16 protein-coding genes are annotated in these 20,070 nt (G+C 46.7%); 5 read left to right on the forward strand and 11 right to left on the reverse strand.

The annotated features are described in order from the left end of the window. Positions 1-119 precede the first annotated feature (119 nt). Complete coding sequence (locus tag MJB10_RS14490; protein ID WP_314795701.1) at positions 120-1,523, forward strand: DUF4832 domain-containing protein; 1,404 nt, start codon at positions 120-122, stop codon at positions 1,521-1,523. A gap of 60 nt (positions 1,524-1,583) precedes the next feature. On the opposite strand, the gene cls is transcribed toward MJB10_RS14490, so the two are convergent. The 5 genes from cls to glgB all read right to left on the reverse strand — a co-directional run bounded on the left by cls (position 1,584) and on the right by glgB (position 8,865). Continuing rightward, a complete protein-coding gene (gene cls, locus MJB10_RS14495; protein WP_314795702.1) occupies positions 1,584-3,062 on the reverse strand; it encodes a cardiolipin synthase in 1,479 nt (492 codons plus the stop codon). 111 nt (positions 3,063-3,173) lie between these two features. Next, positions 3,174-4,604 carry a glycogen synthase GlgA gene (glgA, locus tag MJB10_RS14500; protein ID WP_314795704.1) on the reverse strand — a complete coding sequence of 477 codons (1,431 nt, stop codon included), beginning with the start codon at positions 4,602-4,604 and terminating at the stop codon, positions 3,174-3,176. Between the two features lie 44 nt (positions 4,605-4,648). Next, positions 4,649-5,761, reverse strand: coding sequence for a glucose-1-phosphate adenylyltransferase subunit GlgD (gene glgD / locus MJB10_RS14505; protein WP_314795706.1), 1,113 nt, complete (start codon positions 5,759-5,761; stop codon positions 4,649-4,651). Positions 5,762-5,767: 6 nt separating this feature from the next. Continuing rightward, a complete protein-coding gene (locus MJB10_RS14510) occupies positions 5,768-6,916 on the reverse strand; it encodes a glucose-1-phosphate adenylyltransferase (protein ID WP_314795708.1) in 1,149 nt (382 codons plus the stop codon). Further along, positions 6,859-8,865 carry a 1,4-alpha-glucan branching protein GlgB gene (gene glgB, locus MJB10_RS14515; RefSeq protein WP_314795709.1) on the reverse strand — a complete coding sequence of 669 codons (2,007 nt, stop codon included), beginning with the start codon at positions 8,863-8,865 and terminating at the stop codon, positions 6,859-6,861. The genes MJB10_RS14510 and glgB overlap by 58 nt, the downstream gene beginning before the upstream one ends. A gap of 182 nt (positions 8,866-9,047) precedes the next feature. On the opposite strand from glgB, the gene MJB10_RS14520 reads away from it, so the two are divergent. The 3 genes from MJB10_RS14520 to MJB10_RS14530 all read left to right on the forward strand — a co-directional run bounded on the left by MJB10_RS14520 (position 9,048) and on the right by MJB10_RS14530 (position 11,837). After that, positions 9,048-10,169, forward strand: coding sequence for a peptidylprolyl isomerase (locus MJB10_RS14520; RefSeq protein WP_314795711.1), 1,122 nt, complete (start codon positions 9,048-9,050; stop codon positions 10,167-10,169). An 84-nt stretch (positions 10,170-10,253) separates the two neighbouring features. Then, positions 10,254-11,120 (forward strand): class I SAM-dependent methyltransferase, encoded by an 867-nt coding sequence (locus MJB10_RS14525; protein ID WP_314795713.1) that lies wholly within the window; start codon positions 10,254-10,256, stop codon positions 11,118-11,120. A gap of 3 nt (positions 11,121-11,123) precedes the next feature. Next, positions 11,124-11,837 (forward strand): RluA family pseudouridine synthase, encoded by a 714-nt coding sequence (locus tag MJB10_RS14530; RefSeq protein ID WP_314795714.1) that lies wholly within the window; start codon positions 11,124-11,126, stop codon positions 11,835-11,837. 23 nt (positions 11,838-11,860) lie between these two features. On the opposite strand, the gene MJB10_RS14535 is transcribed toward MJB10_RS14530, so the two are convergent. Then, a complete protein-coding gene (locus MJB10_RS14535; protein ID WP_314805630.1) occupies positions 11,861-12,265 on the reverse strand; it encodes a MarR family winged helix-turn-helix transcriptional regulator in 405 nt (134 codons plus the stop codon). Between the two features lie 272 nt (positions 12,266-12,537). Here MJB10_RS14535 and MJB10_RS14540 point away from each other — a divergent pair, with 272 nt between their 5' ends. Further along, on the forward strand, positions 12,538-12,705 hold the full coding sequence (locus tag MJB10_RS14540; RefSeq protein ID WP_314795715.1) for a hypothetical protein: 168 nt from the start codon (positions 12,538-12,540) through the stop codon (positions 12,703-12,705). On the opposite strand, the gene gyrA is transcribed toward MJB10_RS14540, so the two are convergent. The 5 genes from gyrA to MJB10_RS14565 are packed head-to-tail and all read right to left on the reverse strand — an operon-like array spanning position 12,696 to position 19,971. Continuing rightward, positions 12,696-15,137, reverse strand: coding sequence for a DNA gyrase subunit A (gene gyrA / locus MJB10_RS14545; protein ID WP_314795716.1), 2,442 nt, complete (start codon positions 15,135-15,137; stop codon positions 12,696-12,698). The genes MJB10_RS14540 and gyrA overlap by 10 nt on opposite strands. Before the next feature lie 32 nt (positions 15,138-15,169). After that, the gene (gene parE, locus MJB10_RS14550; protein WP_314795717.1) at positions 15,170-17,143 is read right to left on the reverse strand and encodes a DNA topoisomerase IV subunit B; all 1,974 of its coding nucleotides are present in this window, start codon (positions 17,141-17,143) and stop codon (positions 15,170-15,172) included. A gap of 29 nt (positions 17,144-17,172) precedes the next feature. Further along, positions 17,173-18,165, reverse strand: coding sequence for an ABC transporter permease (locus MJB10_RS14555; protein WP_314795719.1), 993 nt, complete (start codon positions 18,163-18,165; stop codon positions 17,173-17,175). 15 nt (positions 18,166-18,180) lie between these two features. Continuing rightward, positions 18,181-19,143, reverse strand: a complete 963-nt coding sequence (locus MJB10_RS14560; protein ID WP_314795720.1) for an ABC transporter ATP-binding protein — start codon at positions 19,141-19,143, stop codon at positions 18,181-18,183. A 12-nt stretch (positions 19,144-19,155) separates the two neighbouring features. Continuing rightward, positions 19,156-19,971 (reverse strand): GDSL-type esterase/lipase family protein, encoded by an 816-nt coding sequence (locus MJB10_RS14565; protein WP_314795721.1) that lies wholly within the window; start codon positions 19,969-19,971, stop codon positions 19,156-19,158. Between the last annotated feature and the right edge of the window lie 99 nt (positions 19,972-20,070).

Genomic DNA, 20,070 nt, shown 5'->3' on the forward strand with positions numbered 1-20,070 from the left:
CTTAAGAACTAATTTTGAACATTATTCATACCTACTTCCAACAATTGTATTGTAACGTCAATCCCCGTCTGATACTATTTCAAAGATAGATCTCAAAGATCATGAAGGAGGTAGCGATATTGAACGCCCGTCGTCTTCGTCTATTTAGTCCAATAGTCCTTGTTTTAGCATCGATAATTGTAATAGGATATAGAAACTTAATGGCGACTGAAGTTGTAGACCGAGTATCTTACTTCCCCGCGGAAACGGATCAAGTTTTGAACAACCCTTATATGGGGTTTGTGATAGATGCCAGAAACAAAGAAGCCAAGCAGCCCTTTCGGCTTGCTTATGCAAATTTAACATGGGCTGACCTTGAACCTGAAAAAGGAAAGTACGCATTCGATGCAGTTGAGAGAAAATTTCAGTTTGCATTTTGGAAGACAAAAGGCGTGTCTCTCATTTTGCGCGTAGTTCTCGATTATCCAACTGAGGTAGAGCATCTGGATATTCCCAACTGGCTGTATGAAGAAACCAGCAAAAAGGGTGTATCGTACAATCTTGCGTATGGAAAAGGATTCAGTCCCGATTATAACAATCCTAGACTGATCGAAAATCACGAGCGTTTAATCCAAGCATTAGGAGAACGATATAACAACGACCCACAAGTCGCTTTTATCGAGCTGGGAAGCATAGGACATTGGGGCGAGTGGCATACGATGGATGAAGGCAGCCAGCGAATTGAATTTCCTAAAGAAGATGTTACCGATAACTATGTGAATCATTACTTGCGTTATTTTGATCGAAAGCTACTGTTGATGAGAAGACCACATGAAATCGCATTGTCCCATCATCTAGGATTATTTAACGACGCTTTCGGTTCACACGAATCAACAATTGATGGATTCCTAAAATGGTACACGGATGGCTATAAGTCTTGGCTTACGCAAAACGATCAGCCAGCAATGCCTTACTTCTGGAAATCAGCACCGAGCGGCGGGGAATTTCGACCTGATGTTACATATTTGAATGATTCGAACATGGAAGAGACTCTACTTCAATCGAAACTGACGCATGTAAGTTGGCTTGGCCCTAGTGCACCTTCTCAAGAACCATATGGCGGTCGGCTTCAACCGAATATTGACCGATTTTTGAAAACAATCGGATATCGTTTTGTCATTGCCAAAGAGTCTCACGAGAAGAAAGTTCGCACTGGAAACTCACTTCATGTCAAACTAAATATTATCAATAGAGGTGTAGCACCGTTTTATTTTGCCTGGCCATTGGAGCTTTCGTTGTCAAATGAGCAGGGAATCATCGTCTCCCGCATACAAACAAATTTGGACATACGAGAATGGCTCCCGGGAGCACAAGAGGTATCTCACGTATTACCTATTCCTGCGAACCTTGCCCATGGCATTTACATAGTTAACGCCGCGATACTCAACCCAGAAACCAATAAACCAGAAGTGGACTTTGCAATCGATGGTAGAAGCAGCGACGGTCATTATTCACTTGGAACGGTTGAGATATTGCGTAAATAAAACGCTAAACAGGCCCATGCTTTTACCATGGGCCTGCCTTACATTGTTATGTTTCCATTCCTACAAAATCGGCGACACCAACTTCGAAATCGACTCCAGGAACCGCACGCGCAGCGACCGCTTCTCATACTCCTCAAGCGTCAACTCCATACACCCTTCCATGTCCGCCCAGAAGGTGTTCTCCAGCTTCTTCGCCGTTTCCTCATGAAAGATGAGCGCATTCGTCTCAAAATTCAACCGTAAACTGCGAATATCCAAATTCGCCGTGCCCACCGACGCTACCTGACCGTCGACAATAATGGTTTTGGCATGGAGGAAACCGAAATCATACAGGTAGCATTTCACGCCAGCGCGAAGCAGCTCCCCAACGTAGTATAACGACGCCCAATGGACGAATAAATGATCGGCCTTCTCCGGAATCATGATGCGCACATCGATCCCTGAGAGCGCCGCAATGCGTAGTGCATTTAACATACTCTCTTCTGGGATAAAATAAGGCGTTTGAAGCAAAATTCGGCGTTCAGCCAAATGAATCAGCTTCAGAAACGTATACACGAAATGAGGCCACGACTCATTCGGGCCGCTCGCCACGATTTGCATCGGCACACGAGTTGAGCCCGCAGCTGACTCCGAAAGTGTCGGAAAATAATGCAAATGCCGCTCCTTCTCCAGCTCAATCGCTGTCATCGACGCCAGGTTCCAGTCAAGGATAAACCTGGATTGTAGCGCTCTTACAACCGTGCCTGAAAGTCGAAGATGCGTATCCCTCCAATAACCTAACTTCGGGTTCAAGCCCAAATATTCATTCCCAATATTAAAACCGCCCAGATAGCCAAGCTCTCCATCAATTACCACGAGCTTGCGATGGTTACGATAATTCACGCGATAATTCAGAAAAGGAATGCGTGACGGGAAGAATGCAGCCTTTTGTCCGCCTGCCTTCACAAACTCCCTAAAAAACGAGTCCTTCAACGTTCGCGAACCGATGTCATCGTAGAGGAAGCGCACCACGACACCTTCAGCCGCTTTACGTGTAAGCACCTCCATGATTCGTTTGCCTAGGGAATCATTCTTCACGATATAATATTGCATATGAATATGATGTTTGGCGGCCTCGATCTTACCGATAAGATCATTGAACTTCTCGACCCCATCTGTGAAAATCGTCACCTCATTATCCTGCGTCAGCAAGGCATCATTCGTAGCCACATTCAGATAAATCAAATAGCGATAGTCGCTCACCATCGGATCCTGATAAGGAAACGTGCCGTCCATCAACTGCTGACGCTGTTCCGCAGTGATCGATTGAACGCGCTCCAGCATCCGTTTATTCCATTTATACAGCTTTCTTCGACTCAAATTTTGACCTAACATCACATAGAGAACAAATCCCAGAATCGGAATAAATAACAAAACCATCAGCCAAGACCAGGTTGCGGCAACATTGCGCTTTTCCAAGAACACAACCGTCAAAGCCAACAAAATATTAACAACAAACACCAGGGTCAACATATGTGAGAGCCAATCTATCCCAGCCACCCAAGCACCACTCCACATCTAGCTCAATCTGCTATGCTTATTATACCTGAAATTCCAAGAATACGAAAAAAGACCCCCAATTCCACCGAATTAAGGGTCCATTTCGTTCGTCTAGGACGTCATTTTACGATAAAGTGCGATATAGTCCTGCGCGGATTTGCGCCAGCTGAAATCGCCTTTCTTCATATTGTGCAACAGCTTCATCCAACTTTCACGGTCATTCTTGTAAAAGAACACCGCGCGCCGTATGCTGTGCAGCATATCATGAGCGTTATAATTCGTGAAGGAGAAGCCAGTGCCTTCTCCTGTAAATTCATTGTACGGCTGCACAGTATCCTTCAGCCCGCCCGTCTCTCTGACGATCGGCACCGAGCGATAGCGCAGCGCAATCAACTGACCAATCCCGCAGGGCTCGAACTGCGATGGCATCAAGAACAGATCGGACGCCGCATAGAATTGATGTGCCAGCGCCTCATCGAAGTAAATCTGTGCAGATACTTTCGTCGGATGCAGCGCAGCAGCATTCCGAAACATTTGCTCATATGCAGCATCGCCAGTCCCTAGCACGACTAATTGGATGTTCAGCGAAATAATTTCCGACAGAACATGCTGGATCAAGTCTAGACCCTTCTGTTGAACAAGTCGCGTCACAAGGACGATCATCGGAATTTCGGCATCTACTTTCAAGCCAAGCCGCTCTTGCAAAGCCAACTTATTCTGGGTCTTCTTGGACAGCGAATCACGATAGTTGACCACAAGATGCGGGTCCGTCATCGGATCGAACATCTCATAATCAATGCCGTTCACGATCCCCGTTAGCTGATCCTTGCGATGTCTCAGTAAACTATCCAGGAACTCCCCGTAATACGGCGTCTGGATTTCCTCTGCATACGTCTGGCTCACAGTCGTGAGCTGATCAGAATACAGTAGTCCCCCCTTCAAGAAGCTTGCACCGCCATGCAGCTCCAACGCCGTCCCCGAGAAATGATCATCCGAAAGGCCGAACAAATCACGGAATACTTCTTGACTGAATACACCTTGATATTTCAAATTATGAACCGTCATCATCGTCTTGATGTCATGGAAGAATGGAAGATGTTGATAATGCGCTTTGAGCAGAACTGGAATCATCCCTACTTGCCAATCGTGACAATGAATGACATCTGGCTGGAAGTCGATGAGCGGCAAAGCTTCAATCACACCGCGACAGTAAAAACCGAAGCGCTCCGCTTCATCCCCGTAACCGTAAATCCCAGGACGTTTATAATAATATTCATTATCCACGAAGTAAAAGGTAACTCCATCTTGCACGAGCATCTCGATGCCCAAGTATTGCTTCCGCCAACCTAACCGAACTTCGAATGAAGTCACATGCGTCATAGCCTCGCGATACTTAGCTGGAATATCCCCATATTTCGGAAGAATGACCCGAACATCCAAGTCTTGACGTATCAATTCCTTCGGCAAGGAACCGATCACATCCGCTAATCCGCCTGTCTTAATAAAAGGCACGGCTTCTGAAGCCGCGAACAATATTTTCATCGTGCCACTCCTCCGTCTTCCATGAAACGAATTCTCTCTTTCACTTAGATCACTTTGGTTTTCGCAGCAATGAACGGCGCTTTGTTGTCGCCCGTTAACACGCGGCCGCGGCTGATGAAGACATCCTTATCCAGGATTGAATTCTCGATAATAACATTCTCTTCAATTTCACAGTTTTGCAAAATGATACTGTTTTTGACGTAGGCGCCTTTACGGATCTTCACACCGCGGAACAAAATGCTATTCTCCACTTTGCCTTCAATTTGGCAGCCGTTCGCAATAAGCGAATTTTTCGCGGCAGCGGATTCCAAATATTTCGCAGGGGGCTCATCTTTAACCTTCGTATAGACAAGGTTATTCTTCTGAAAGAACAGCTCCCGCCAGATCGCAGGATTCAGCAATTGCATGCTGTGTTTGTAATAACCTTGGATCGAATTCACGATACCCAAATGTCCTTCAAACTTGTAGCCATATACGCTCAGTTTATCTATATTTTTCATAATACCGTCACGCACGAGATGATCGTAGCCCTGCGCAAGACAGGACTCCACCATATCAAGCAGCAACGCTTTACTCATAATGTACATCTCCATGGAGATGTTATTCGTACGTAAACGGCCTGTGTGATCCTCCATCAACGTTACTTGACCAGAGTCTTTCACAGCCAATCGGCGATATTTCCCATGAACTTCTTCATCTGTTTGTTTATAAATAACCGTAATATCCGCTTGCATATCCTCGTGATAACGCACAACATCGCGCAAATCGAGATTGCACACCATATGGCTGCGTGAAATGATAACGAACTCTTCCTTGCCGCGGTAGAAATAGTCACGATGGCTATAGAATTGATACAAATCGCCGCGGGAAATGCCTGTCGGCTCATCTAGCACTGACGGCAAAACGAACAATCCGCCTCGTTTACGGTCTAGATCCCACTCTTTTCCAGAACCAAGATGATCCATCAAGGAACGATATTTGTGCTGTGTGAACACCGCTACGTTATCAATACCCGAATTCACCATGTTGGACAACGTAAAATCAATCAATCGATATCGACCGCCAAATGGCACAGACGCTGGGCAACGGAAATAGGTCAGTTCCTCCAAATCATCCGGTTCATTGACTAAATTAATGACTCCCATCACGTGTTTCATCTGACATCATCCCTTCTGATTAGCGTAGCCTGTAACCCGTTCGTTCCCGCCGATTAGTACAATTTCTCCACTGCCATCTACAACTGCACCGTCTTCGACAACGGTATTTTCTCCGATAATCGCTTTAATGATCGTGACATTATTTCCAATTTTGGCGTTCGGCATAATAACCGAATCCTTAATGAGCGAGCCCTCGCCAACCTGAACACCGAAGAAGAGAACCGAGTGATCGACATCACCGAAAATGGCGCACCCTTCATTTACCAAAGATCGTTTAACATTAGCCGAAGGCGCAACATACTGAGCTGGCTGGTACGGATTCTGTGAATATACACGCCAGTCTTTATCATTTAAATTAAGCTCATTATTCTCATCTAATAGATCCATATTCGCTTCCCACAGGCTGTCGATCGTACCGACATCTTTCCAATAGCCTTGGAACGGATACGCGAACATTCTCGCTTCATCCTTCAGCATCATCGGGATAATATCTTTCCCGAAATCTTTACTAGATTCAGGGTTCGCCTCATCTTCTACCAAATAGGATTTCAACACTTTCCAGTTAAAAATGTAAATGCCCATCGAAGCCAAATTGCTGTTCGCTTCTTTCGGCTTTTCAGCAAACTCGGTAATTTCTTGCTGATCGTTCACACTCATGATGCCGAAACGGCTCGTTTCTTCCCATTTCACTTCAATGACCGCGATAGTCGCGTCTGCTTTCTTCTCTTTGTGATAAGAGAGCATGAGATCGTAATCCATTTTATAAATATGGTCACCCGATATGACCAACACATATTCAGGATCGTATTGCTCGATAAAGCCAATATTGCGATAGATCGCATTCGCTGTACCTTTGTACCAATCGCCGCCTTTTTGCTCCATGAACGGTGGCAGCACCGTTACTCCGCCGTATTTGCGGTCAAGATCCCAAGAGCTTCCAATTCCGATGTAACTGTTTAATACGAGTGGTTGATACTGCGTTAGCACGCCGACGGTATCAATCCCTGAATTCGTACAATTGCTGAGAGTAAAATCAATGATGCGGTATTTGCCGCCGAAATGTACAGCTGGCTTAGCCAAATTGTTCGTCAGTACGCCTAATCTTCGCCCTTCTCCTCCAGCGAGGAGCATAGCAACACATTCTTTACTGCGCATATTTGATTTCCCCCTTCAACTTCGTTATTCTCTGCTTGGAATTCACTCACACACTTGATATAGACAGCCGCAAGCGGCGGAATACATAGAGCTAGACTATAGGCTTGACCGTGCATCGGGCTTATCACACTCGTAATCGGAAGTGAATTGCCTTGCCCTGATCCGCCAAATTCTTGGTTATCGCTGTTAAACACAATTTCATATACGCCGTGCTTAGGAACACCAATGCGGTAATCCGGATGAACGACCGGTGTGAAGTTACACACGAGAATGAGCTCATCTTCTGGTGACTCGCCTTTGCGCAGGAACGTGACAACGCTTTGCGTCTCATCATGCGGGTTAATCCAGGAAAAGCCATCTGGACTGTGGTCCAACTGCCAAAGTGCTGGCTCCTTCAGATAAAACTGATTGAGTGCTTTTACATAACGATGCATTTGTTCATGCTTCTCATACCCATCCAATAAGAACCAATCCACTTCTTCAAGGTCTTTCCATTCGTCGAATTGACCGAATTCACTTCCCATGAAGAGCAGCTTCTTCCCTGGATGGCCGGACATATATCCATATAATACGCGAAGGTTAGCAAATTTCTGCCAATAGTCACCTGGCATTTTATTCAACAAGGAGCGCTTGCCATGTACCACTTCATCATGAGAGAGCGGTAAGACATAATTCTCACTCCAAGCATACATGAACGAGAACGTAATGAGCTTGTGGTGATACCTGCGGTGGATGGGATCCATCTTCATGTATTTCAACATATCGTTCATCCAGCCCATATTCCACTTGTAGTTAAAGCCAAGACCGCCTTCATGCACAGGAGCAGTGACTAACGGCCAGTCTGTGGAATCTTCCGCCATCATTAACGCATGAGGGAAATACTCAAATATGACCTTATTCAATTTGCGGATGAAATCAATCGCTTCCAGATTCTCGTCCCCGCCGTACTTGTTCTTGATCGGGGCTTCATCCCATCTGCCGAAATTAAGGTGCAGCATCGAAGCAACCGCATCGACCCGAATGCCATCCATATGATACATATCCATCCAAAATACGGCATTTGAGATTAAAAAGCTCTGCACTTCTGGCCGACCAAAGTCAAAAGTGAGCGTTCCCCACTCCAGCTTCTCAGCTTTTCGTGGATCCTCATATTCATAAAGCGGTTTGCCGTCAAACATGCGCAGTCCATGACTGTCTTTACAGAAATGGCCCGGAACCCAGTCCATAATGACTCCGATCCCTTTCTGGTGACACGTATCGACGAAGCGCATGAAATCTTTGGGTTCACCATGGCGGCTAGTAACCGAATAGTAGCCTGTGGCTTGATAGCCCCAAGAGCGATCGAACGGGTGCTCCGCCAGCGGCATGACCTCGATATGGGTGTAGCCCATTTCAACAGCGTAATCGACTAACTCCGTGGTTAATTGTTCGTAGGTGTACATTTCCTCGCTATTCCTATCTTTTTTACGCCAAGTGCCCATATGCACTTCATAGATTGACAGCGGTTTGTTGTACGAAGACGCTTCCTGTTTCTTCTGCTGCCACGCCTCGTCTTGCCAGGCATAGCCATCCAAATCAACAACTCGCGATGCGGTGCCAGGCCGCAACTCGGAGTAGAACGCGTAGGGATCGGCTTTTAACAATATTTGTCCCGATTGGCTCTGAATTTCGAACTTGTAATAGTCGCCTTCTCTAGCAACGGGTATGAACACCATCCAGAGTCCAAGCGTACTAACCTTGTTCATCGGATGCTCGCCAGACTGCCACTCATTAAAGTCACCAAGCACATGCACATTGCGTGCATGCGGTGCCCAAACGGCAAAACGAACACCCTCTTGTTCCTTCACTTTGCTAACATGTGCCCCTAAGATACGATAACTGTGGAAAAGGGAACCTTCATGAAGCAGAAACAAATCCTCTGAGCTGGGTATTCCAATGTTTGCTCCCACTCTATCCCCCCCTATTTCGACATGTCTTTTCATCTGAGCTGCTTGTTGCAAGATGTCTATACTTGTACAAATACAACAAACAGGTAATGAATTCCTTCAATTCCATAAGAAGAAATAAAGGAAATGTATAAACCTTCGGTGAATTATTGGGAGAACAACACACGAAAGGTGGATCAATCATAATGAAAGACAAAGTTAAAGGACTTATCGTAGGTTTAACCATTGGTTCTGTGCTAAGCGGAACTGCAGCTCTAGCAGCAGGCAATCAAATTGAAGTCGCATTCCGAAATTTGACGTATATGTTTGATGGTGTCGAAAAGGTGCCGACAGAAGGCAAAGGATTTATTTACGAAGGTACGACGTATGTGCCGCTGCGGTTTATGAACGAATCGCTAGGAAAGAAAGTAACTTGGGATGAAGCAACCAGCACGATTTGGGTCGGCAATAACCCGAACGCTGTCGTAGCAACTTACAAAGGCGGGACAGTAACGAAAGGCGAGTTTGATGCTTTCTTTAACTTAAAAGCTCTCTTCAACAGTGGACATGCGACTTCGAAAGATAACGCTGAGTATCAAACGACTATCCTGAAAGAATTGATCACGAATCGCATTCTGTACAGCCGCGCTACCGAGGCTGATATTGAAGCTGCGAAAAAGAGTGCCGCTGCTCAGGTTGCTGCTTGGAAACAGCAAATGGGTGAAGATAAATTTAAGACGGATTTGAAAAATGTCAATTCCTCCGAAGCCGCGATTCAATACTATCTGGTCGGCAGCATGACGGCTAACAATGCTGTGAAGTCCAGCATTACCGATGCTCAGTTGAAGGCGCAATATGATGCGACGCTGGCTGCAAATAAAGATGCCTACACGATTGCTTCCGTACGTCATATTTTGATCGGCTTAAACGATCAAGAGGGCAAAACTCTTCGTACGAAGGAAGAAGCACTTACGCTTGCGAAGGATGTTCAGCAGAAGTTGAAAAATGGTGGAGATTTCACCGCACTCGCCAAACAATATTCCGATGATCCAGGCTCCAAAGATAACGGCGGCCTTTATGCAGACGCGGAGGTCAGCCAATGGGTGACAGGCTTTAAAAACGCAGCCATTTCCCAAACCGTTGGTGTGATCGGCGATCCCGTTGAAACGGAATACGGCTACCATGTCATCAAAGTGGAATCCCGTTCCGTTAAATCCTTTGATTCCGTGAAAGATTCCTTACGCCAAGGCTTAGAGCAAAGTACTTACACACAATTTACGGAAAAGGAACTGCCAGGATTAATTGAAAAGATCGATTTAAGTCAATAAAGTCGACTTTTTGAAGAACCTTTATAAATGGTGTACAATTAGTGTTTATTAGTTAAGTCTATTAGTTGAAGGATGGATTACAGCATGTTTTATGCAAAAGATTGGGTCGATTATGAGCTTCTCGATACAGGAGGCGGCGAAAAGTTGGAGCGCTGGGGCACGATCGTGCTTCGCAGACCTGACCCGCAAATCATTTGGCCCTTAGCAAAAGAAACGCCAGCTTGGAAACAAGCCGACGCGCATTATCACCGGAGCTCCAGCGGCGGCGGGCAGTGGCAGAATCACGCCGAGCTCCCTGAGCGCTGGACGATCACGTATGATCAGAAGCTGACTTTCTATATCAAACCAACCAGCTTCAAGCATACAGGTCTTTTCCCCGAGCAAGCCGTCAACTGGAAATGGATGATGGACAAAATCAAGGGCGCAGGCCGCCCGATTAAAGTTCTGAACCTTTTCGCGTATACAGGCGGCGCTTCTCTCGCTTGTGCCTATGCAGGCGCTGAAGTATGTCATGTCGACGCTTCCAAAGGGGTTGTCCAATGGGCAAAGGAAAACTTGCATCTAAGCGGCATGGGTTCCAGACCTGTCCGTTTCATTACGGATGACGTGTTCAAATTCGTACAACGCGAACAACGCCGCGGCAGCAAATACGATGCCATCATTATGGATCCACCATCCTACGGTCGCGGACCTAACGGGGAAACGTGGAAATTGGAGGATGATCTATATCCGTTCATCCAAACCTGCATGTCCATTCTGACGGACAATCCCTTGTTCTTGTTGATCAATTCCTACACAACAGGGATTTCGGCAACTGTGCTGCACAATATTTTGAGCATGGCGATGAAAGAGAAGCATGGCGGTACGATCTCCAGCGGTGAAATCGGCCTGCCCATTACCCATTCCGGCCTCATGCTCCCTTGCGGGATTCTAGGACGCTGGGAGGCGTAGGCAGTGGCAGTATCGAAAGATGCGCATGGCGCTTCGCAAATTCCCGTTCTGTTCGAAGACAACCACATTCTCGTGGTTGAGAAGCCCGTCAACATGCCAACGCAGGAGGATGACTCCCACGACTGGGATCTGCTGAATGCTTTGAAGGCAGATCTGAAGGAGCGCTACAACAAGCCCGGTAATGTGTACCTCGGGCTTGTGCATCGCTTGGATCGTCCCGTTGGCGGCGTCATGGTGTTCGCCAAAACGTCAAAAGCCGCGTCCCGATTATCGGACGCGGTCAGAACCCGCCAGCTCGACAAGACGTACGTCGCTGTCGTGCACGGCAAACCCGCACAGTCAGCGGCGACACTGCGCCACTGGCTGTGGAAAGATACGCGGACGAATACCGTCAGCGTCGTAAAGGCAGGCCAGCATGACGCCAAAGAGGCGGTGCTGGACTACAAGCTGCTCGGCAGCCATGACGGGCTCAGCTTGATTCAGATCAAGCTGCACACCGGGCGGCCGCATCAGATCCGCGTGCAGCTGGCTGCCATCGGCTGCACACTGTATGGCGACCAGCGCTATGGCAGCGCGGTCAATAAACCCGGCCAGCAGCTCGCGCTCTGGGCGACAGCGCTTTCGTTTGAGCATCCCGTGCTCAAGGAAGGAATGCATTTCCGATCGCTGCCTCCTGTGCAGCGGCCGTGGAGCGATTTTAACATACCTGAGCTATAGGAATGGGTATTCGTAAGTGTTGCTTAGTTCGCAACCTTGCCCAATAAATAAATCAGCAATTTCTGATTATGAGCGGAAACGCGATTGAGGTACGTATCCAGCAGTTGTTCACGGATGCCGCGACCTCTCTCGCATTCCGCTTTTCCTTTGTCTGTGACATGGATCCAGACGATGCGTCGATCCTTCTCATCGCGCACACGTTCGATTAACTCCGCTTTCTCCATCCGGTCTAATAAGGTTGTCACGGCAGCAGGCGTCGTGGATAAATATTCGATCAAATCCGAAGGCTTCATTCGATCATGAATCAAGAGCAGTTCTAATACGTTCAGCTGTCCTTCTGTGATCGTAGGGGCTAAGCCTACCTCCATCTGATTTTTCAATTCCTTCGATAATTTTAGCCATAGCTTTCCGAACTCATCGGAATACATCCTCATCAACTCGCTTCCATGTGCCTATTTACAGCAAGTATAGCACGCTTGTACACACGTTTAAAGGTTAATGTCGTTAATATTTTCTTACAAAAAATGCAAGTCAGAAGGACATGCTGTAGCTTAGTGACATCTCTTGTCGAGTCTTCCACGCCTTTGTCCATCTCTGCCGTAGCTCCCACTTCATTCGACTTTTTTTAACAAACTGCCCAGCAGCGTCATATACTGCTTGAAGGGGTAAGACCGCAACGTACGAACAAGGAGTGATCAATGTGGAAGAATGGAAAGTGGCACTTGGCCGCAAAGCGTTGGAAACCGGCATGTTGAAAGACCCACAGTGGCTGGATCGATTAGACGAACCAATGCCTCTGTGGGTCTTATTGGAATTAGCATTTACACTGATCGAGAAGCTGGATCCTCCAACGATTAGTTATGATTGAGGAAATCGCAAAATTTCCAGGATGGTATCTGTTTTTCCGACTGGGATCAGCGGCTTGCCTTGCGCCTTACGATCCTCTAACGGAGCAGCCTCCGTGGAGAAACGCAGCTTCTCGCCTGTACTCATAACAGCGGTAATCAGATAATCCATTTTCACAATAAAAGTTCGAATTAACGCGGAACCGTTAGGCCTCACACGCTTGCCTTCTTTGAACTCGAACGTAATAATCCCCTTGCCGCCGCGACCTTGAATTGGATAGTCGACGACGAGCGATCGCTTCGCATACCCGAGGTCCGAAATAACCAGTACTTCTCCTTCATCCCCATAAATCCACTCAGCCGAGACGACTTCATCGTCCTCCTTGAGCTGGATGCCGCGCACACCTGCTGCCGCACGGCCCATCGGGTTCACTTCTTCCTCACGGAAACGAATGCTCATCCCTAATTTGGTCACAAGCAGGATTTCCTTCGAGTTATCACTGAGGTGAACATGCAGCACTTCGTCCTGCTCCCCAAGTTTACAAGCAACTATCGCGTTCGAGCGGTTGGTCATATACTCCTTGAGCTCTGTACGCTTGACCTGACCCTTACGCGTAACGAATACTAAGGATTTCGTCGGATCATCAAACCCTTTCACCGGAATCACATTCACAATGCGATCTTCCTTGGCGATCGGAATGACGTTCACAATGGCTGTCCCGTTCTCTTTCCACTTGTACTCAGGCACTTGATGGACAGGCAATAAATAATACTGTCCCTTCTTCGTAAAGATCAAGAGGCTTTCAATCGTATTCACATCCAGCAAGAAACGAAGGTAATCGCCTTCTTTCATGCCTGTATTCTCCAACTCTCCGCCTGAACGCGTGAAGGACAGCTTGCTTGTCCGTTTCAAGTAGCCTTCGTTTGATAAGGTGACGAAGACATCTTCCGCGTTGACCAGCACCTCGAGATTCACTTTCAGTTCTTCGACTTCGCCTTGAATTTCGGATCGGCGGTCAATGCCGTATTTCTTACGGATCTCGCCCATCTCATCTTTAATAACGCCAAGGAGCTTCTTCAAGCTGCCAAGAATGCCGCGCAAATAAGCGATCGTTTTCTCAACATCCTTGAGTTCCTTCTCCAGCGTTGTAATTTCTAAATTGGTAAGACGGTATAATTGCAGGACGAGAATCGCATCAGCTTGTCTTTCCGAAAAATGAAATGAATCCACGAGATTATTTTGCGCGTCCTGACGGTTTTTGGATGCTTTAATCGTTGCAATGACCTCATCTAGAATGTTTAGAGCTTTTACAAGCCCTTCGAGGACGTGTGCACGATCTTCCGCTTTCTCAAGCTCATATTGCGAGCGGTACGTCACTACTTCTTTCTGATGCTCAATATATGCTTCAAGAATCTCACGTATCCCGAGCTGGCGCGGCGCTTTATTCACAATCGCAACCATATTGAAGTTATACGTGACTTGCAAGTCCGTTTTCTTCAGCAAATAGGCCAAAATCCCTTGTGCATCCGCTTCCTTCTTCAGCTCGATCACAATGCGAAGCCCGTTCCGCCCGCTTTCATCGCGAACTTCTGCAATGCCTTCAACCTTCTTCTCTAAGCGAATGTTTTCCATTGCGGTCACGAGGCGTGATTTCACGACTTGATACGGAATTTCGGTGATGACAATCTGCTGTCTACCGCCGCGCATCTCTTCAATCGCTGTTTTAGAGCGAATATAAATACGGCCTTTTCCCGTTCGATATGCTTCGCGAATGCCTTCTTCGCCCATAATAATGCCTGACGTTGGGAAATCCGGCCCTTTCACGATGGACATGATTTCGTCTACCGTGATGTCGGGTTTATCAATCATCGCTGTACAAGCATCGATAATTTCCCGCAGGTTATGCGGTGGAATTTCCGTTGCAAAACCAGCTGAAATCCCGCTTACCCCGTTCACCAGTAAATTCGGATATCTCGCAGGAAGCACAACAGGTTCTTTGGTCGAATTATCAAAGTTATCTTTGAATAGAACGGTACGCTTCTCGATATCGCGCAGCAACTCCATCGCGATCTCGGATAACCGTGCCTCGGTATAACGCATAGCCGCTGGCGGATCATCATCGAGGGAACCCCAGTTACCATGTCCATCGATGAGTGTATGTCCCATTTTCCAAGGCTGTGCCATACGAACCATCCCGTCATAAATCGACGAGTCACCGTGCGGGTGGTAATTACCCATAACATCCCCGACGGTTTTAGCCGATTTCCGATACGGTTTATCAGGCGTATTACCTGAATCATACATGGCATACAGAACACGACGTTGAACAGGCTTCAAGCCGTCTCTAACATCGGGAATGGCCCGATCTTGAATAATATATTTGGAATACCGTCCGAAGCGATCCCCAACGATCTCCTCCAGATAGGCGGGCAAAAACTCTTCTAAAATACTCAACTTCCCGTCACCACTCTTTTTGGTCTACTCATCTACTCAACATATTCGGTAAAATCCACATTCTCGATAATCCAACGCTTGCGGGGATCGACTTTGTCTCCCATCAAGGTTGTTACACGCCGTTCTGCTTTGGCCGCATCTTCAATTTGGACTTGAAGCAGTGTTCGGCTCTCTGGATTCATCGTTGTTTCCCACAGCTGGTCTGGATTCATCTCGCCAAGACCTTTATAACGCTGCAGTTCACTGTTTTTCCCTAATTCTTTGACTACCGCTTGCAGCTGGTCATCCGTCCAAGCATATTTATGACCTCCGCCTTTTCCTTTGCGCGTTACTTTGTATAGCGGCGGCTGTGCGATATATACGCGACCGGAGTCAATCAGCGGCTTCATGTAGCGATAGAAGAAGGTCAGCAACAGAACTTGAATGTGCGCACCATCCGTATCAGCATCCGTCATAATAATAATCTTGCCGTAATTCGTCTCTTCCGATTCAAATTCAGATCCTACGCCTGCACCAATGGCTGAGATAATCGCTTTATACTCTTCATTTTTTAAAATATCGAGCAACTTCGCCTTCTCCGGATTCATCGGCTTGCCTTTCAATGGCAGAATCGCTTGATGCTTCGAATCTCGTCCTTGCTTGGCTGAACCCCCAGCGGAATCGCCTTCCACGATAAACAGCTCATTACGCTGCAAATCCTTGGATTGTGCAGGAGTTAATTTCCCGTTCAGGTTCGAGCTCTCGCTCTTCCCTTTCTTACCGCTGCGAATCTCCTCACGAGCTTTGCGCGCGGCTTCTCGGGCTTTGGATGCTTGTACGGCCTTCTTGAGCATCATTTGCGCGATTTGCGGATTTTCTTCGAGGAAAACCGTCATCTTATCCGAAACAACCGCGTCCACAGCACTACGTGCAACTGCGCTTCCTAGTTGATCCTTCGTTTGGCCGACGAACTCCACATCGCCCATTTTGATATTGATGACAACCATCATACCTTCTCGGAGATCCGTTCCGTCGAGGTTTTTGTCCTTTTCTTTGAGAATGCCCCCTTTACGGGCATATTCATTCATCACGCGTGTATAGGCCGTCTTGAAACCCGTTTCATGGGTACCGCCGCCTCGGGTAGGAATCGAGTTAACGAAGGATGCAATCGTCTCCGTATAACCGTCATTGTATTGCAAGGCGACTTCAACTTCAATTTCATCCTTCTCAGCGGCAAAATGAATGACAGGATGAAGCACCGTCTTCTCTTCATTCAGAAAAGCAACGAATTGACTCGCTCCGCCTTCGTATTGGAACACATCGACTTTATCTGTCCGCTCGTCCTTCAAATTCACTTGCAGCCCAGAGTTCAAAAAGGCTATTTCCTGCAGACGCTCCGCTAATGTATCGTAATTGATCGTTGTACCGCCTTGAAACACACGTTTATCAGGCTTGAACGTAACTTTGGTTCCTGTGCGATTCGTATTACCAACCACTTCAAGTCCTGTTACAGGCTCGCCAACATGCTCGATCCCCTTCTCATCGACCCAGTACTCAAAGCGCATCTTGTGCACTTTGCCGTCACGGTTAATCTCGACTTCCAACCACTCCGAAAGGGCATTCGTTACGGAAGCGCCTACACCATGGAGACCGCCTGATTTCTTATAACCAGATCCGCCAAACTTCCCGCCCGCATGCAAGATCGTAAAGACGACCTGCGGCGTGGGAACACCAGTTTTGTGCATCCCCGTAGGAATACCGCGTCCATTATCATGGACTGTAATCGATTGATCTTTATGTATCGTAACATTAATTTTGGAACAATGCTTTGCTAAATGCTCATCGACGGCGTTATCGACAATCTCCCAAATCAGATGATGTAAACCTGACGAACTGGTGCTGCCGATATACATCCCAGGTCGTTTACGAACCGCAACTAGTCCTTCTAAGACTTGAATATCGTCCGCTTCATAATTCGACGATGGAGCTGGGGCTTTCCCATTCGCAATTTCTAGCTGCTCAGCCATTGGAGCCCTCCTTTATCTCTTTACTTCCACTAGTTTAAAATATCTTTCCGGGAGAACACCGTGAAGGATACGATCAGTGCTGCCGCAGTCCATACACTTAATACACTGAGGGAGAACGATAAATCCATCCCTTCAATGGGTGGAATGCCGCCTGTTAAATATTTCGTTAAATCCAGATTGACCATAAATAAATATTTGGCGGTTTCCCATGATGAAACCATGTTCGAAAGAATGGTTCCAGATATTAATACGGCAAGCATGACCCCCATACCTGCTGCGGTTGAACGAATGAGTACAGAAAGCATGAGCGACATGATCGCCACTACGATGGCTGTGAACCAGACAAGCCCGAACTCCATCAGGAGGAAGAACCATTGGTCTACTGCTCGCACATAGCTAAAATCTACATCTGTACCTTTTAGTTGGATGCCTGTAAATACAGGCATGCTCCATCCGTTATAGCCGAAAACGACCCCAGAAATCAAATAACAGGTCAATCCTGTTGCCAAAACAGTCAGCGAAGTGAAGAAGATCACGGTAATTAATTTACTCAATAGAATTTTCCAACGCCTGACCGGTCTTGTCAACAATAATTTAATAGTCCCCGTAGAATGCTCAGATGATACGATATCCGCCGAAATCACCATAATAATTAAAGGAATGAAGAGGCCAACCGCATTTTTAACGAATTCACGCGTAAATGTAACCGCATTCGGCGAACTTGGATTCACGTCTTTTTCCAAATAATAGTTCGCAATCTGAATTTGAACACGCAGCTGCTGCTTCCATTCGTCTGGCGTTCGCGCGGAACCAAGGCGTTTCTCCCAGTCGGCAATTTTTTGCCGTTGATCCGCTTTCCAGTCTGTCGTCCCAAATTGCTTCTGGGTATGTTGAGCAACTCGCATTTGAGCATAAGTGAACATCGGAATTAAAGCAAGCAGAATTAGCAAGATTACGTAAAATCGCTTCTTCTTGATCATTTTGATCATTTCATTTTTCACTAAATCATAGAGACCCCTCATGGCATTCACCTTCTCCTACTCGATTCGTTCACCTTCGGTCAATTGCAAAAATAAATCCTCGAGCGTCGGATTTTTTATTTCCACCGCATATATTGAAATCCCTTTTTCAAATAAAATTCGGCTCAATTTAGGTATATCCGCTTGGTTCATTTGGGTCGAAAATTGTTTGACTGTGGATGGCAAGTTCGTTTGCGATTCAATCGCTACATCTTGATAGGCTGCGACATGCTCGGAAGTTTGAAGAATAGGTATCATCTCATCCCCTGGCGATACCGTCCACACGACTTTGCCCCCTTGGGCAATTAGTTCGTCTACAGCCCCTACCTTGATGACTTCACCGTGCGAAATAATCGCAACACGATGACACATTTGCTGTAATTCACTTAATAGATGACTTGACACGAATAAACTAAGCCCCTCCGCTGCTAATCGTTGTATAAACTCTCTCATTTCTTTGATCCCTTGCGGATCCAAGCCATTCGTAGGCTCGTCCAAAATCAATAAACTTGGTCGCCCCAGCAGCGCTTGTGCAATACCTAACCGTTGGCGCATGCCCAATGAATATGTTCGGACTTTATCATGAATACGCCCATCCATCGCAACAATATCGACAACTTCCTGGATTCGTTTCTCATCTACGTCAGGCAGCATGCGGGCAAAATGCTCAAGGTTCTCCCAGCCCGTCAAATAAGAGTACAACTCAGGATTCTCCACGATACAGCCGACTTTGCTCATCGCTTGATTATGTTCTTTATGGACGTCATGTCCACAAATGTGAATCGTCCCTTCCGTTGGGCGTATCAAGTCAACGAGCATACGTATCGTCGTTGTTTTACCAGAACCGTTCGGTCCCAGAAAACCAAAAATCTCACCTGCATAGACATCAAAGGAAATACCTTTGATAATCTCTTTATTTTTAATGCTTTTCTTGAGGTTGTTCACAGAAAGAACGACCTTAGGATTCGTTGCAATGGCCATCTTGCTCACTCCCTATTTTAAAATTTGCACAATCCGATCAGCAATTCGCTCATAGCCATCACCATTCGGATGGAAATGATCAGCTGGCGACAAATATTTGATCAAATTCTGTTCAAATAGGTCGTAAGTAGGAACAATCAGCATCTGCGGAAATTGATTGGTGAGTTTAAACACACCGTTATTCCAGCGTTGGACCGTCAACGATCCTACTCGCGATGGATCTAAGTCTAAAAAAGGGTGGTATAAGCCGATATATAAGAGCGTAGCTTTCGGGTTCGCTTTGTTAATGGCAGCGATGATCTTGTCCATTTTCGCTAGGGCAGGATCTACCCTTTTTTCAGCTGCTTCAGGGTTGAATTCCGTTTGATTCTCTCCTTTGAAAAGTCCATCGCCGCCTGCAAAAATATCATTTCCGCCAATAGTAAGCAAAATAATATCCGCCTGAGCAAGCGCATCTTGCGTTTTCTTTAAAGCCAGATCAGTAAGCAATTGATCACTTTTGTAGCCTGGGATTGCCAGATTGTTCAACACGAACGTCGGCTTGCCGCTTTCCTTCTCGAGCTTCTCACGGACGCGGCCAACGTAGCCTTTCCCCGTACTGTCGCCAGTTCCTGCTGTCAAAGAGTCGCCCAGCGCGACAATCTGCAATTTATTGCCCTGCTCGATAACAGAGGGCTTTGTTGGCGCAGCTGTTGCAAGCTGCAGCTCGCTCGAAGCTTTGGGAAACCATATTTGATTCGCCGCGTAAGCGAAGCCAACAGCGAAAACAATGGTCGATATGGATGCAGTTAAACCAATTGCACCCCAGATGTAGCGTGAAGATTTCAAGGCTGTCCCCTCCTGCGAATCTTTGGCATTTTGTCATTTTAAGAGTATAGCTTCTCGTCAAAATTTGCAAACATTGTGATTTTTCATGGCGAAAAATCA

This window comes from Paenibacillus sp. MBLB1832, from assembly GCF_032271945.1.
GTDB lineage: Bacteria > Bacillota > Bacilli > Paenibacillales > NBRC-103111 > Paenibacillus_E > Paenibacillus_E roseopurpureus.